This window comes from Methylobacter psychrophilus, assembly GCF_025583945.1.
Taxonomy (GTDB): Bacteria; Pseudomonadota; Gammaproteobacteria; order Methylococcales; family Methylomonadaceae; genus Methylobacter_C; species Methylobacter_C psychrophilus.
In genome coordinates this window covers 1-15,831 of record NZ_JAOEGU010000068.1, presented here as the reverse complement: position 1 = coordinate 15,831, position 15,831 = coordinate 1, and the positions used below count along the sequence as shown (strand labels likewise).

Here is a 15,831-nt window from a genome sequence, read left to right as displayed (position 1 = left end):
TTGGTCAGCAATATTCCCGTCAAACAAAATCCCAACCAAATCTTTTGTAGTGGCGTCAGTTTAGCCGTGGGCTTTAGCTTTCCCAGAGCCTCATCTAAATCAGTGACAAAACTTTTTATAAAGTGCGTAGGTTCGTGCATCAACATGCTGTTGAAATACGTCCAATTCTAACACTGATTGGCTTACTCGTTTTCCTGCTGTTTTTCTAAGCTTAAAAACTTGAACATCGAGTTAAAGCAACAGATTAGTGACTTAGACTAATAAATATTCGAACGTCGGGTTAGGGTCGATAGTGCTACATGGCGAATGTCAGGTATAAGGAAGCGTAAAATCATAGACGACCGGCAACTATTGGCCAATGACAGGTCACAGATACTAAGCTGTCATTGAGGGAAACAGAGAATATGCTCCGCGCTCTCATAATTTACTCTAGCCACCCAAATCACAAAATGGCTTGATAGCCTTTTTTCTCTTTGGCTACGCATGAATTTTGTCCCACTATCTGCGTCTTCGTCTCGTGCCAAGTGAGAGTAATTCCGATAAAAGTTAATTTAGAGTTTTACAGCAGGGTAATTTTAGTTGGAAATGGTTCAAATAAAGAGGGATTGAGTACCCTATCAGATGAAAAAATTATATAATCTTAACCGGTACAGTTATGCCTTAATTAATTTTGTTCTGCTAAATATTTAAAGCAGCAATTAGATAAAAGTTTATGAAATATCTTTACGAAACCGTAGCAGACAACATCGTTGCCCATATCGAACAAGGGGTTTATCGTCAGGGTGATCGATTGCCTGGCGTACGTAGCTTAAGTCAGCAAATGAATATCAGTGTCTCAACCGCCCTTGAAGCCTATCGACTATTGGAGGATCAAGGGCGAATTCAGGCTCGTGCGCGGTCGGGCTATTATGTCAGCGCCTATCATCGACAAGCTATCGCTGAACCGGATATTTCTGATCCACCCGCGACACCCTCCAGAGTAACAGGGCAATCACTAACTCGACAAATACTCTGGGCAGCTAAAAATCCTGGTCAAGTCAATCTGGGGGCTTCCATGCCTGATGCTGATTTTTTACCGATAAGGCCTCTGCAACAAACAACCAACAAAGTGATACGCCTGTTTGGTAAACACAGTTTTGATACCGATGAATTGCTAGGTAATCAAGAACTCCGACGCCAGATAGCAAAACGTATGGTCGAACTGAACTGCACTGATGGCCCTGACGACATCATCATTACCCAAGGTGCCAGGGATGCCGTTAGGCTCGCGTTAATGGCGACCTGTGAACCTGGCGATGTTATCGCTATTGAATCTCCCACATTCTACGGTTTGTTGCAAGTGATCGAATCTTGCGGCATGGAAACACTTGAAATACCAACGCATCCGCGAGCGGGTATTTCCCTGGAAGCACTGCAACTGGCCCTTGAACAGTGGCCGATCAAAGCCTGTCTGGTCATTTCCAATTTTAATAACCCGCTCGGCTCCTGCATGCCCGATGAACGTAAGAAAGCTCTGGTAACATTGCTGGAAAAACACGAAATCCCCTTGATTGAGGATGATGTTTATGGCGATCTTTGCTTTGACTCAAAACGGCCGTCTGTTATCAAGTCTTGGAGTCAACAGGGTGAGGTACTTTACTGCTCATCCTTTGCCAAGACATTGTCACCTGGCTTGCGAATCGGCTGGTTGATGCCGGGACGTTATAAGGAAAAAGTAGAAAACTTAAAATATATGTTGCACCAAGCCACGCCGACACTCAACCAGCTTATTATTGCCCATTTTCTGGAACACGGCGGTTACGATCGTTATCTGCGACAGGTACGGCAACAATATGCCCGTAGTGTCGCCCGTACGGTGAAAGCAGTGAGCCTTTTTTTCCCTGATGGCACCCGGATGACGCAACCGGAAGGCGGTTTTGCATTATGGGTCGAATTACCGGAAGGTATAGATGCCATGGAATTACACCGGCGTGCAAGCCTGGAAGGCATTATCATCGCCCCCGGACCACTATTCTCGACTACGCAAAAAAAATACAGTAATTTTATCCGACTCAGTTGTGCAGTTCCGTGGTCTGATAAAGTGGAGCGGGCGCTAAAGAAATTGGGGGATATGGTTAGGGATTTGATAATGGAACGGGTAGTTTAATTTTGGTTGGGACTTTATAGCTTAACCGGTTTCCGAAGCAATAATACCCAATCAACAATATGATTTATAGCAAAAACAAGCTCAGAAAGGCACGAAAAATATAAAATTTTTCGTGCCTTTTGTCTTTTATAGACGAATTTTTGGATAGTTTTATTATTAATGCATTGTCTACATAATCGTCTTGATCCAGCCCGTTTTAATAGTCCTTACAACACACTGTCAACCTTTGCAGCCTCCAACTTACCCTGAATGACTTCCGCTAAATAGCGAGCATCTTCAGCAACTCCCAGAAAGCGGCCTGAACCCCAGGTGTTAAGCCAAGGCAAGCCGATAAAATAGAGCCCCTCGACATTGGATACACCACGCTGGAATTGTGGATGCCCGTAGTCATCGAAACCAGGAAGCTCTATCCAACTGTAGTCCGGTCGAAAACCAATCGCCCAGATGATTGAGGTAATACCTGCTACATCGGCATCGACAGTCAAGGGATCAAATTCCGGTTCCCAGACCTTCTGGAATGGCGGTTCAACCGGTGCATCAATATGGTTATTAGCGATATAGCGGTCAATATCGTTACGAATATTCACATAGACTTCGTCAGCTTCATCAAGGTTGTCGGTCAGATTAGGCCGAAACTCCAGGTTAGTACCAGATATATTGCTCATGCTGCCATATAAGCGAACACCTTCCAGTGCAAATTTACGCAGATTGATTTCATGACCGCCGTCACGTCCGGTAAGATAATGATTGGTTTTGTGACGAACCGCATCGCCCATTGGATGATTGTCCAAGGTCAGTTGGTAAAAACCCAGATCATATAGCCATTCCGTGGTTTCTTTGCCACGATACAGGCGTGGTGAACGGGGTGCGTTGCCAACGGCCAAATGCACTTTACGGCCTGCCAGATGCAGATCTTCCATTAGTTGTACGCCGGATTGTCCGGTACCCACAACCAACACCTCACCCGCAGGAATCGATTGCGGGTTACGATATTGCACGGAATGGATCTGGGTAATATGATCCGGCAGGTTTTGTGCATAATCAGGAATAATCGGAATGTTGTAGCCACCGGTAGCCACAACCAGATGGTCAGCAGTGAACTCGCCTTTGCTAGTCGCGACCTCAAGTCGACCTTGGCTATCTCTATGAACACGAGTCACCGCGACACCTTCAGTTAACGGTGCGTTAATTTTTTTGGCAAAGGCTTCAACGTACTCAACAATCTCGTCCTTAAGCATGAAACCTTGAGGATCATCGCCTTGATAAGGGAAATCCGGCAAACGACATTGCCAGTTTGGAGTCACTAGGCAAAAGGTATCCCAACGATCGTTTCTCCAGGAATGGGCAACTCGATTTTTTTCAAAAACGATATGACTAATATGTAATTTTTTCAGATAATAGCTTACTGACAAACCGGCTTGACCGCCACCGACAATGATGACCTGATAATGTGGGCGTTGATTGTTTTCCTGGTGATTATTCATGCAGTCTTCTCTTTCTTGTTGGGTAACGGTTGGTAGTTCTATAGCTGTTGATAATTTCTGATGTCGTCTGATTTTGCAGACGCTTACTCAATAAATTCGTCCACCCATACCTTGGGATTTTCAGCATTAGAAAATCGTGCGGCTATGGTTTCAATTTCAGCCAACTGACTCATGGCGCTGGAACAGGTATAACCGTATTTTTGGCGGACGCGCTCACTAGCGATATCAAGCGCTGTTCGGCTACGGCTAACAAAATCGTTCAGTTCATAAGTTTCTCCAGGCTTTAAAAAATCCTTAATCACTAGCGAGGGTGAATAACAAAGACTGGTAGATTGGTCCGGCCAACGGACGCGAAAATGCATTTCAGGCATGGGTAACACCTCTTGGAGTAGTCAATGAATGGTAAATATTTAAATGCGTGTGGGCTGAATTTTCCCAGGAAAATTCGTCACTCAAACGCTGAGCACAAGCCTGCAAGCCAGCGTTGGGAAATGCAGTAAGTGCTTGCAGCATAGCAACTGCAATCGCGTCACTGTCTTCCGGGTCGACCCAAAGACAGTCCTGCATCTGCAGATATTCGGTAAAAGGCTCCTGGTGGGAAACGATGACCGGCGTACCTGAAACAATGGCTTCCAGAACCACCAAACCAAAACCTTCCGCTATCGATGGAAATACCAAGGCATCTGCCAAGCGAAATAGTGGCGGCATGTCCTGATCAGGCAATGGCCCGGTCAAGACCAACGATTTACCGGAACCCACTTCAATACCACTGTCTGCGACGGCCTTATCGAATTGATTCCGATACTGACCATGATCGAGCAGACTGGCTCCGCCAACGATAATAAGTTGCGCGCGGGGAAGCTGTTTGAGTACGACACAAAAAGCGGTAAAAATGCGCAAAGTATTCTTGCGCGCCTCAATGCCACCTACGGCAAGAAATAGTGGACCACCACAATCCAGACCCAGGCGACTGAGCAGAATCTGATCATCCGGTTGAAGTACCGGATTAAAGCGCAGAGTATCAACGCCGTTATTCACTTGAATGGCGTTAATACCATAATCATTGGCGAGATTTTTATACCAACCGCGACTGACGCACAGAACTTGCTGTGCCTCTTTAAATGAACGGGTTTGCCATGCCATCAACGTTTGACTTTCAAAGCTATCAAGATGATGAACCGTACGGACAAAGCTGGCCAGGATGCCTCGCTCGACTAATGTTGCCAGAGCACAACCGCTGATGGCATCCTGGGCATGGTAAATATCGTAAGCAGGTATATTCGGTTTGGAAAAATAATCAATATAGGCCTGGATGCGCTGCCCTACTCGTGTGATAAAATCACCGGACAAAGCTGGCACCGATATTACTGAAGCAGGGCACTGAATCGCACGAAAAAACTGTTTACCGGGCTCGTCCGCAGCCATCAGCGTGATTTTTTGTCCACGTAAATAGAGGGCTTCGGCTAATTCCAAGGCATGTACTACTCCGCCTCTGGGATTGGTGGAATGAGTCAGCATGGCAATGCGTAAACTGGACATGACTTAAGCCGCGCTGTTAAGTTTTTTGCCGCATCCGGTTAACGGACTGGCGTGTAAATCCCATAAAAGTTCCTCACTGTTACCATCAGCAAGACGTAGACGACCGGAGACATCGGTTTCACCAATGACAGCGCAGGCGATATCGCGTCGGGAAAAATGTTCAATAACGGCAAAGGTATTTTCAGCTTCCACGCTCAATACAAAGCCGTAACTGGGAAAGCAGCAAAGCCAGCGTTCCAAAGGTATTTCAGGTGGACATGGTATGGCGGTCACATCAATTACGCCACCCAAAGCAGAACACTCTAATAGCATCAGTACTGTACCAATCATGCCGGCCATGCTGATATCTTTGGCAGCATCGCATAACCCGTCTTCGGCGATTTGAGGCAATATTTCAAGGTCCTCTCGCAATCGTTCAGCCGGAGCCTGAGTGCTGGCATCCCACCACGCATAAGGCTCACGAAATTGTCCTCGCAGATCGACCGCTGCTAAAAGCTTTTGTCCTGCCTTCGCGGAGAAACTACTGAGTAGCCTGTTCGCACGGCCGAGAATCGCTACCGAAAGCTGGGAATGGTCGTTGCGGGTATTGCTATGTCCACCCACAATGGGGACCTTATAAATATCGGAGGCAGCGACCAGACCTTCAAGTACCGGTCGGGCTTTTTCTTCGCCATTACTCCATAACGCATCAACTACAGCAATGGGACGTCCACCCATCGCGTAAATATCGCTGACGTTTACCATCACACCGCAATAACCGGCAAACCATGGTTGAGTGTCGACAAATTCGTTCATGAAACCCTCTGTCGCCAATAACAAAAATCCGTTCTGATCAGGTATAGCAGCACAATCGTCACCAAAAATAATATCTCCGGCTTCCCGGTATGGCATTTGCCTGGATAGTATAGTGATCACAGCAGCGATATCACGCTTATGAGCCAGACCAAGGCTTTGGCTTATAGTTTGTGTCAGTTGGGCTAACTCGTTCATGACATAATCCGGCTGGTGGCTACAAAACCGGTGGCACCACCGTCATAAGGCGGATATTTATCCAGATCAGCCTGCATCAGATTATGTGGCCGCCCATGCAGCTCAATCTCTTTTTGGGAATGCCAATGCAGACGACGAAACAAAGGAACATTACGACGTTGCACTTGAGCTAAAAAGGTACGACAACCTTGAGCATGGGCGGTGGTAACCGCCAAACGAATTAACGAAGCCCCCAAGTGCCCCTGTTTACGGTATTCAACTGCCACAGCCAGCCTTGACCCCCACCAAATCCCCGGCTCTGACTGGTAAATACGAACAGTCCCGACCACTTCGTCAGGCAGCCCTGCGACACAGGCGATGGCGACGATAGGTATCGCAATACGATCAATTTCGTCAAGATCATCGCCTGAAAAAACCCCTTGTTCCTCACAAAACACGGCCTGTCGCAAACGCAACATTTGCTGATGCTCCCAGTTCTGAGTCGCCCATTTAACAAGGTACTCGCTAGCAACAAACGGCTTGATAAGTTCATTTAACATATCAGTCCTCGTAACTGGAAAGAGCAGAGCACGCACCGCACTTGGCACAGCCCGCTTTCACATCAACTGAGCGCAATCCTGCCTGCTTCAACATAACGCCTAATGGTTGCAGAAGCTCCCGCATGAAGCGCGGATCAGGGGATGGATGATGTTCAAGCGGCGTACCGGTAATGGGTATGAACGGTACTACAAAAGGATAAACCCCTTTGTTCACTAATTGTTCGGAAACAGCTAAAATTGCCTCCGCTGTATCGCCTAGGCCTGCAAGTATGTAAGTACTAACTTGACCTCGGCCAAATACTGCAACTGCGGCATCAAAAGCATTCATATAGCGATCCAGCGTTACGCTGGCCTTGCCTGGCATGATACGGGCGCGAACTTCAGGAGTAACCGCTTCAAGATGCATGCCCAGGCTATCGATGCCTGCCGCTTTCATGCGCTCAAACCAGCTATCGTCATCCGGTGGTTCGCATTGTCCTTGAATGGGTAAATCGACGGCTGCTTTCACGGCTATTGCACTTTCACATAGAATAGCGGCACCACGATCAGTAATGTTAGGCGTGCCGGTGGTCATTACCATGTGCTTGACGTTATCCAATAACACTGCGGCACGGGCAACTTCGGCCAATTGCTCAGGGGTTTTACGAAGGATGGTTCGCCCCGCTTCCAGCGATTGTCCTATGGCGCAAAACTGACAGGATTTTTGACGATTACTATAACGAATACAAGATTGCAATACTGTAGTAGCCAGCACGTCTGCAGCATGTAAGGTGGCTATATGGGAATAAGGGATGCCATCCAGGGTTTGTAAACCATAAAAACGCGGTTGGCGAGGAAACGTAATGGTCGCCACGGTATGACCGTCACGACGAATCAGGCTGTTACCCTGCGCATCCGGACTATCGGCAACGAATGGCGATAGACTGGCCGAAGCGGTGGAAATCGGGATCATAACGGTTCGACCACCCAAGGTCACGGCTTTATGATCTGAAGGACCAGCACCGCCGCGACGACCAGCTACGCCATACTCGGTTTCCACCAACCGTAAACCCAATGATTGTAGGTCGGTGATCAGCTGTGAGGATACGGATTCAACGCTGGATGATTGATTCATGGGCGGATTACTCGCTGCTGTGGGTAGATGAAAATGGCGTAAATACTAACGGTTCGGTTGGGTACTGGTTAGATGGCAGGGTCTCACTAAACATCGGTACCGCCGGTTTGTCGTTAATCATCAGACTTAACAGTTCGGGGCGGGCATAATGACCGACGGAGTCCATCATGCGTTTACGTTTGGTGATCAGGGACATATCCAAATCAGCAATGACCATGCCTTCTCCAGAGCGCAAAGGTTCGGCCAGATGTTGACCTTCGGGGGAGATAATGGCCGTGCAACAACCGCCCCGTAAAGCCTTCTGTAAGGCCGGATCAGGCGTCACCGATTGAATTTGCTCATCACTTAGCCAGCCGGTGGAGTTAATAACGAAACAGCCGGATTCAAGCGCGTGATGGCGGATGGTCACTTCAATTTGCTCGGCAAAAACAGGTCCGACCAAGGATCCTGGAAACTGGCTGCAATGAATTTCCTCATGCTGCGCCATCAATGCGTAACGAGCCAGCGGATTGTAATGTTCCCAACAAGCTAGTGCGCCAATACGTCCTATACCCGTCTTAACTACCTTGAGGCCTGAAGCATCGCCTTGCCCCCAGATCATGCGTTCATGGAAGGTTGGGGTAATCTTACGCCGCTTCAACACCAAACAACCCGTTTCATCAAAAATTAGCTGGGTGTTGTAAAGGCTCCCATGATCTCGCTCATTCACACCCAATACCACCACGATACCCAATGAGCGTGCTTGGGCGGCCACGGCATCGGTTACAGGTCCCGGCACTACGACGGCATATTCGTAAAGTTTCATATGAGCACTGCCCGAAGCAACCGGTGGCAGTATAAAAGAGAAATAAGGGTAATAAGGTATAAACGTTTCCGGGAATACGACCAATTGAGCGCCTTTTTTGGCTGCATCGGCAATGGCTTGGCAAACTTTTTCGAGGGTGCCGCCGGCGGAATCAAACACCGGTGCAATCTGTATCGCTGCAGCCCTAACAATTTTTTGCGATGTCATACTTTGTGCTCCTGTTACTGGTTTTATACCAGGCCCGAAAACGATTCCGGGCGCTGGCAGTAATTAGCAAAGACTTATAGAGTCCAGGTATCCAGAATGAAGGCGTTTTCACGATTATGGATCAACGCAATGTCTAATACATCAAGGGGGCTAATAGCTCGAACGCCCGGGATAAGGTTTGGTTCGCCAAGACCATAGATGGCTTGTAGCGCGAATCTACAGGCATAAACTTTACCGCCTTCCTCCATAAACTTATTAATCTGGGTAGTGTAATTTTGGTGTCCGGGAAAAGCTTCATCGCCCAAGCGTGGAAAACCTCGTTGAATTCCTAAGGTTACACCTGGCCCATATAACAGGATTGAGGTTTCAAAACCTTTGCGTTGCAGCCGTGTTGCTTGTAACAAATTTAAAAAACCAATGGAGCCTTCAAAGGCCACAGTATGAAACTTTACCAGTGCTTTTTCACCGGGTTGGGCTTTTACATCCTCAAATACTTTTTCTTCATAATCAACAAAAAAATCGCCTTTGACGTGGGCCGCTTTTTGAACTACTGGCATGGAATACTCCTCACTATAAGTGAAAAAACCCCTGCATCAAAAAGGTGTGATACAGGGAAGCTCTATAAACGTCAATCCATGAGGGGACTGACGGCTATAATTCTACAAGCGAGACAGAATTGATAACAGATTCAAAACAAAACAATTTTTCAAGTACAGATCATCATTTAATCAATCTGTTATGGTTAATAACCCTGGCAACTGTTATGGATAATTTGGTGCAGTGAATCCGAAATACTTAGTTTTTAAAATTTTTCAGATGATTGGAAAGAGGTGCTTTTAGAGGGAGTTATCAACAATTTCAAGATGGTAACGCGGATTTTATCCGACATACCAATGCCGACTGAATATTAGTTATACTCCAAGCGGTCAAGATTGATATTAGTTATACTCCAAGCGGTCAAGATTGCAGGTTTTTTTAAAGCATTGAATACTATATATTACAAGGGGTTAATATGTTTCTGTTTTCCACATACGTGACCGCGCGGAGTATAGTTCGCTAGAACTGACTGGCCGTTTTTCATTGGTAGGCGGTCATTCGAAGATCAGAAGCGAATGACTGGGTCGAAACTGCTCATTGAACAAAGAGCTAGCTCCATTCATTTTTGTATCAAACTTGGCGGTCCCAGAACGGCCAATTTCTGCCCGATAGTTACTCCCAATCAGCGTCTGCAATTTATGCAATTGCTGTCATTCGAATATGGATTTAAGCTTCTCTAAACCAATGTGATGGCCCCCTCCCACCTATCGGCATCAATGTGCCAAACTGATATTATGATGCCATCAGATAAATACAGGAGGAGTCCGAGATGAATATTAAACGAGTAGGTATAGATTTGGCAAAAGATGTTTTTCAAGTACACGGCGTGGATAGTCAAGAAATAGTCAGTGTGCATAAACAGTTACGAAAGTCGCAAATGCTCGCCTATTTTAGAAAAATATCCGCCCTGTTTGATTGACATGAAATCCTGCGGTGGTAGGCACTACTGGGTGAGAGAGCTACAAAAACAGGGATTAAAAGGTCAGTACTGCTAGGTTTTTGATAAGAGTTAAAATAGCGAGAAAAGCTACCATTTCCAGTGTCTGTTTTTACCAATTTAAAAAATAAATTACTTTAACAGGTAACGTCATAGCAATTTTTTTTATTCAATTTTGATATTGTTACTGACTGACACCTTAATGAAGAATTTTTCTATATTTTGGAATCCAGACTTTGTGATACTTACATTCTCGTTTTGTATATTTCAATCTCTCTGGTGAATTCATCACTTGTTTCCTTTATAGTGAACTACCATTATCCATATGGTTTTTTATTGAGTTTAAGAGGGTGATACCTCCTCATATAGCTGCTTGGCAGGTCCTTAAAAATAACTTTTTCCGAAAATAACCTAATGTTTTGGTATTAAAAATCGCATGAATCATTCACCCGACAGAAAACAATCCGATGACTTTTCCCTGGTACTGGGCGGTCCACTCTTTCAGCTTTTCATTCGCGCGCGGATCAATACCGATACGCTCGGTTTACTCAAGCGCAGGATGATTGTCATTTCCCTATTTACCTGGCTGCCGTTGCTGGTACTTTCGATGTGGGTCGGCGATGCGGAAGGCGCGCGAGTAAAGTCCCTTTTTTTTATGATATAGATACACACGCCCGCTTTCTGTTGGCTTTGCCATTGTTATTGGCAGCGGAGCTCTTGGTTCATCAGCGGATGAGATTGATCGTTAGGCAATTTGTCGAGCGCGGAATCGTTCTACGGCAAACCCGCTCTGAGTTCGAAACCATTATCAGCTCTGCGATGCGCATACGGAATTCGATGGTAATCGAGGTTTTGCTGATTATCTTGGTATGGACGGGTGGTCATTACTTATGGTCCAGTCAAATGGCGCTGGAAACAGTCACCTGGTTTGCAGGAATTAAGGATGGGCAGCAACGGCTTTCCCCCGCCGGGTATTGGTACGCCTATGTCAGTATTCCGGTTTTTCAGTTCCTGTTATTGCGCTGGTATTTTCGTATTGTGGTATGGACGCGGTTTCTGTGGCAGGTTTCCCGACTGAATCTGCATCTCGTGCCAACGCATCCCGACCGCGCAGCAGGACTTGGTTTTCTTGGAGGAAGCGCAGCTGCATTTATGCCGTTGCTGTTGTCTCAAGGCACTTTGCTTGCGGGCATGATCGCCGTCCGCATTTTTTATGCGGGAGAGACGCTACTGGACTTTAAACCGGAAATAGTTGCCGCCGTAGTTTTTTTGTTGTTGCTTGTGCTTGGTCCCTTGTGCGTATTCTCTCCCTGTTTAGCGCAAGCAAAACGGCAGGGTTTGCTTGAGTATGGCGCACTGGCAAGCCCCTACGTTGATGAGTTTGACCAAAAATGGCTGCGCGGCGGAGCACCGATTGATGAACAATTAGTCGGCAGCGGGGCTATTCAATCCTTGAATGACCTGGCGGGTAGTTTTGAAGTGGTTCGTAGTATGCGTCCATTTCCTTTCAGTAAAACTGTGATGCTGCAAACCGCTATTACGATTTTGCTGCCCATACTACCATTGGCTTTGACGATGATTTCCCTGGAAGATATCGTAAAACAATTGCTTGGCATTTTGTTATGATCAGACGAACGAAATTAAAGAAGTGCATTCAACGTAAGCAAGGTCTAAATAAGCCTCTTGCCTTGTAAGAGAAGGTTGAGAGAAGCGTTTAAACCAACAACATACCGTTTTGGCACGTATCGTAAGGGACTTAATCAACGGTTCCTCAACAGAAATTTAAAGCGAGGGAAATAAGAATGAAAAAAGAAGCTCCCAAAAAACACGCTCATAAAGACAGCATCCCCATTAAAATCGCTGAGCCGATCACCATCGATCGTCGCTCGCGGGTAGATCGCAAGGACGAAGGCAAGGCGATACGCCTTGCGGTGCCGCTGGCGATCCATGCACAGTGGCTGGCCCCGGCAAATCGCCGCGACCCCATTGATTTGCTGGTTGAATCCAGTAGCGGTCGGGTACCTGAGCTTTTGCCGATCGGCTATGGTCGTATGATGCAATCTCCATCTGGTCAACTTCGGCAGCTTCGCTACACCAGAACGGCGGCAGATCTTCGCTATTAACGACTTCGATGAAACCCTTGGTTGAGTTGTTCACGCCATCCGTGATGAATCAATACGCCGAACTTTGCGGTTGGGCTCTGGCGCAATCCCATGCCCGTTCCGGCGATGCCGCGAAAATCGCAGGCTACCTGGGTAAGAAAGAGGATTTCGATATAGCGATTGCGGATTTTTCTGAAAGCTACGCCGACCAGAACGAACTGGATTATAAAGCGTTGTTGCATGCTGTGCAGAAAGGACGCTTGGAAGTTTATCTCGAGCGTTGACGTAAAATAATTAATGACACTTTATAAATAAAAAACACAATCGGCAATCAGAATTTTGGAGTTACTCAATCAATGACAAATCCATTTATCACACGAAGACAATGGTTGTTCGGCGCTTGTTGCGCAGGTCTGGGAATAGCCTCGGGCGTTGTCGCCGAAACGGTTAATGTTGGCGCAATCGATACGGAGTCTTATCCGAGTAATGCCAATGAGGCACTGATGCGCTTGAAAAATGGCAATCAGCGCTTTATGGACGACATCTCCCGGCATAACCATGAAAAGGCGTCTTGGCGCAGCCTCCTTGTTGAAACGCAAAAACCTTTCGCAACTATTGTGGGTTGTAGCGATTCGCGCGTGCCACCTGAACTTATCTTTGATGAAGGCTTCGGTGAGCTCTTTACCATTCGCCTGGCAGGCAACATTATTGCGGAAGATGTCGTTGGCTCTTTGCAATATGCCCTGGCGCATCTCCATACCCGTCTGATAGTGGTACTGGGTCATGAAGGTTGCGGAGCTGTCACTGCTACTGTAGAAGAAATGCTCAATAAAACCAAAGAACTCGAACACATCGAATCGCTGATCAAATCAATCAAACCCGGACTCAAGAAACTCAATCTGAAACTGGATCGGCAGGCTTTGCTGCATGCCGCTGTGGAAGCCAACGTGCGTTGGTCGATGCGTGAACTGCTCGCGCTTCCGGAAGCAAAACGGGCGTTACGGGAAAAGCAAGTGATATTAGCCGGGGCCGTCTATGAACTAAACACGGGACATGTACGCTTTCTCGATTAATCCAGACTTAATTGTTACTACGGCTTCATCATTTATCCACCGATTACACCGGTTCCTGGCGGGCAAATAATGAAGCTATTTGTCCAACCAAGACTGTTTGATCGAGAGGTAGCCGCTGATAATTCACCCTATTAGTCTAAAGTCCAATATGAAAATTTTTTTATCGCTGTTAGCATCTGGAAAGCTTGCCATATAAATATAATTAATCCATTTTCGGATCAACCCTGACAGGAGAAAGACTTTGATGACAAGAAACCTGCTACAACGTCCGGCGGCGATCGCGTTTTTTGTGATGAGCACCTGCGCGGCGGCGCTTTCTGCGCAAGCGGAAGACAAGAAACCTAATATCGTTATTATCTGGGGCGACGACATCGGTCAATCCAACGTCAGCACTTACACGAAAGGCATGATGGGTTATAAAACACCCAATATCGACCGCGTTGCCAATGAAGGTGTTATTTTTACTGATTACTACGCCGAGCAGAGCTGCACTGCGGGTCGTTCCGCTTTTATTACAGGACAGAGCGTATTCCGCACAGGACTAAGTAAGGTAGGACTACCTGGTGCCGATGTCGGTCTTAGTAAAGACGATGTGACTATTGCCGAGTTGCTGAAAGCCCAAGGCTATGCAACTGGACAATTCGGTAAGAATCACTTGGGTGATAAGGACGAATTCCTGCCTACCATGCACGGTTTTGATGAGTTTTACGGCAATCTGTATCATTTGAACGCCGAAGAAGAACCTGAATTACCCGATTATCCAAAAGACCCGGAATTCCGCAAGAAATTTGGTCCGCGTGGTGTACTCCATAGCTGGGCTAATCCAGATGGATCGCAAAAAATCGAAGACACTGGCCCTTTAACTAAAAAGCGTATGGAGACTATCGATGACGATACTGCCGCCCGTGCTACTGAGTTCATGGAAAAACAAGTCAAGGCAAACAAGCCGCTGTTTCTGTGGGTAAACTTCACACACATGCACTTTCGTACCCATACCAAACCTGAAAATGTCGGTCAGGCTGGACGTTGGCAAAGTTATTATCACGATGCGATGATCGATCACGATAAAAATGTCGGTACGGTACTCGATAAAATCGATTCATTGGGTATTAGCGACAATACCATCGTCATGTACAGCACCGACAACGGTCCACACATGAACTCCTGGCCTGATGCAGGAATGACGCCATTCCGTGGCGAAAAGAACAGCAATTGGGAAGGCGCTTACCGCGTTCCTGCCATGGTACGCTGGCCTGGACATATCAAACCTAACACGGTATCCAATGACATAGTTTCACATCTGGATTGGGCGCCTACCTTATTAGCCGCTGCGGGTGTGCCTGATGTTAAGGAAAAACTGCTCAAGGGCTACAAAGCGGGTAAAAAGACCTATAAAGTGCATCTGGATGGCTATAACCAGCTTCCCTACCTGACCGGGCAAGCGCCTAAAAGCCCGCGCGAAGAGTTTTTTTATTTCTCCGATGACGGCGATTTGACGGGCTTGCGTTACGACAATTGGAAAGTGGTGTTTGCTCAACAACGTGCGCCCGGTACTATGTTGGTATGGGGCGAACCATTTGTGAAAACACGCATTCCTTGGCTCTATAACCTGCGCACTGATCCTTACGAGAAAGCCAGCATTACTGCCAATACCTATTGGGACTGGTATCTGGATCATGTCTTCTTATTAACGCCAGCCCAGAAATTTGTAGGTGCCTACTTGTCTACCTTCAAGGAGTTCCCCCCACGTCAAAAGGCAGCAAGTTTCAGCATCGATCAAGTGTTGGAACAATTGCAAACACCAGCAGACAAGTAAGTACTTTTTGATTATATAGCCACGCCCGCCGTTAATCGGGAGCGTGGTTTTTTTGTGAGAGGTATTCTAGTTGCCACGCACAGCGTCATAGTTATTAAGGAAAAATAATGAACAAAAACCTGACACTTTCAAAATATAGAACTGAAATATGGTCTGGTTTCTTGTTGTTAAATCTATGCCTTTTGTTATTGACTGCCTGCACAACGACCCAGAAGGTAAATACCACTAGCGTGAAACAAGAGTCAGTCACTGCTATCGACATTTTACTGGAACCTGATGCCACCATGCTTCAACACCCCCTGCGTCAGAATAGTTGTCGCCTCAAATTTTAAGAAAAAATAAAATTTGAGATTAAAAATGAAAAAATATAAAAGGTATTCAGTAGGCTTCAGAGAGCAGGCCCTGGTAAAAGTATACAATCGTGGTAATGACCAATCAGTTCAGTCCGTCGCAAACGAATTGAATATCCATTTAACAACCTT

General features: G+C 46.5%; 16 protein-coding genes and 1 pseudogene. 9 read left to right on the top strand and 8 right to left on the bottom strand.

Annotated features, from left to right (window positions below; all coding sequences use genetic code 11):
• Positions 1-712 precede the first annotated feature (712 nt).
• Complete coding sequence (locus N7974_RS18635; RefSeq protein ID WP_243217173.1) at positions 713-2,146, top strand: aminotransferase-like domain-containing protein; 1,434 nt, start codon at positions 713-715, stop codon at positions 2,144-2,146.
• A gap of 206 nt (positions 2,147-2,352) precedes the next feature.
• On the opposite strand, the gene N7974_RS18630 is transcribed toward N7974_RS18635, so the two are convergent.
• The 8 genes from N7974_RS18630 to N7974_RS18595 all read right to left on the bottom strand — a co-directional run bounded on the left by N7974_RS18630 (position 2,353) and on the right by N7974_RS18595 (position 9,381).
• A complete protein-coding gene (locus N7974_RS18630; RefSeq protein WP_243217172.1) occupies positions 2,353-3,630 on the bottom strand; it encodes an MSMEG_0569 family flavin-dependent oxidoreductase in 1,278 nt (425 codons plus the stop codon).
• 83 nt (positions 3,631-3,713) lie between these two features.
• Positions 3,714-4,001, bottom strand: a complete 288-nt coding sequence (locus N7974_RS18625) for an MSMEG_0570 family nitrogen starvation response protein (RefSeq protein ID WP_243217171.1) — start codon at positions 3,999-4,001, stop codon at positions 3,714-3,716.
• Positions 3,994-5,169, bottom strand: coding sequence for an MSMEG_0565 family glycosyltransferase (locus N7974_RS18620; RefSeq protein ID WP_262967054.1), 1,176 nt, complete (start codon positions 5,167-5,169; stop codon positions 3,994-3,996). Before N7974_RS18620 ends, N7974_RS18625 begins: the two co-directional genes overlap by 8 nt.
• Positions 5,170-5,172: 3 nt before the next feature.
• Complete coding sequence (locus N7974_RS18615; RefSeq protein ID WP_262967053.1) at positions 5,173-6,159, bottom strand: sll0787 family AIR synthase-like protein; 987 nt, start codon at positions 6,157-6,159, stop codon at positions 5,173-5,175.
• On the bottom strand, positions 6,156-6,698 hold the full coding sequence (locus N7974_RS18610) for an MSMEG_0567/Sll0786 family nitrogen starvation N-acetyltransferase (RefSeq protein ID WP_243217168.1): 543 nt from the start codon (positions 6,696-6,698) through the stop codon (positions 6,156-6,158). The genes N7974_RS18615 and N7974_RS18610 overlap by 4 nt, the downstream gene beginning before the upstream one ends.
• A gap of 1 nt (position 6,699) precedes the next feature.
• Complete coding sequence (locus tag N7974_RS18605; RefSeq protein ID WP_262967052.1) at positions 6,700-7,812, bottom strand: MSMEG_0568 family radical SAM protein; 1,113 nt, start codon at positions 7,810-7,812, stop codon at positions 6,700-6,702.
• Positions 7,813-7,819: 7 nt separating this feature from the next.
• On the bottom strand, positions 7,820-8,824 hold the full coding sequence (locus tag N7974_RS18600) for a Nit6803 family nitrilase (RefSeq protein WP_262967051.1): 1,005 nt from the start codon (positions 8,822-8,824) through the stop codon (positions 7,820-7,822).
• Between the two features lie 74 nt (positions 8,825-8,898).
• Entirely contained in the window at positions 8,899-9,381 is a 483-nt protein-coding gene (locus N7974_RS18595; protein WP_243217165.1) for an MSMEG_0572/Sll0783 family nitrogen starvation response protein, read from the bottom strand.
• 809 nt (positions 9,382-10,190) lie between these two features.
• Here N7974_RS18595 and N7974_RS18590 point away from each other — a divergent pair.
• The 8 genes and pseudogenes from N7974_RS18590 to N7974_RS18555 form a co-directional block, all read left to right on the top strand.
• Positions 10,191-10,395 (top strand): annotated as a pseudogene (locus tag N7974_RS18590) (IS110 family transposase); the annotation flags it as partial.
• Between the two features lie 399 nt (positions 10,396-10,794).
• A complete protein-coding gene (locus N7974_RS18585) occupies positions 10,795-11,022 on the top strand; it encodes a hypothetical protein (protein WP_262967050.1) in 228 nt (75 codons plus the stop codon).
• A 68-nt stretch (positions 11,023-11,090) separates the two neighbouring features.
• Positions 11,091-11,984, top strand: coding sequence for a hypothetical protein (locus N7974_RS18580; protein WP_262967049.1), 894 nt, complete (start codon positions 11,091-11,093; stop codon positions 11,982-11,984).
• 441 nt (positions 11,985-12,425) lie between these two features.
• The gene (locus N7974_RS20830) at positions 12,426-12,506 is read left to right on the top strand and encodes a DUF2252 family protein (protein WP_394813131.1); all 81 of its coding nucleotides are present in this window, start codon (positions 12,426-12,428) and stop codon (positions 12,504-12,506) included.
• Positions 12,490-12,744, top strand: a complete 255-nt coding sequence (locus N7974_RS18570; protein WP_262967047.1) for a DUF2252 domain-containing protein — start codon at positions 12,490-12,492, stop codon at positions 12,742-12,744. Before N7974_RS20830 ends, N7974_RS18570 begins: the two co-directional genes overlap by 17 nt.
• A gap of 72 nt (positions 12,745-12,816) precedes the next feature.
• Positions 12,817-13,533: a carbonic anhydrase gene (locus tag N7974_RS18565; protein WP_262967046.1), complete on the top strand. Its 717-nt coding sequence runs from the start codon at positions 12,817-12,819 to the stop codon at positions 13,531-13,533.
• 244 nt (positions 13,534-13,777) lie between these two features.
• Positions 13,778-15,349 carry an arylsulfatase gene (locus N7974_RS18560; protein WP_262967045.1) on the top strand — a complete coding sequence of 524 codons (1,572 nt, stop codon included), beginning with the start codon at positions 13,778-13,780 and terminating at the stop codon, positions 15,347-15,349.
• Positions 15,350-15,456: 107 nt separating this feature from the next.
• Positions 15,457-15,681 (top strand): hypothetical protein, encoded by a 225-nt coding sequence (locus N7974_RS18555; protein ID WP_262967044.1) that lies wholly within the window; start codon positions 15,457-15,459, stop codon positions 15,679-15,681.
• Positions 15,682-15,831: the final 150 nt, after the last annotated feature.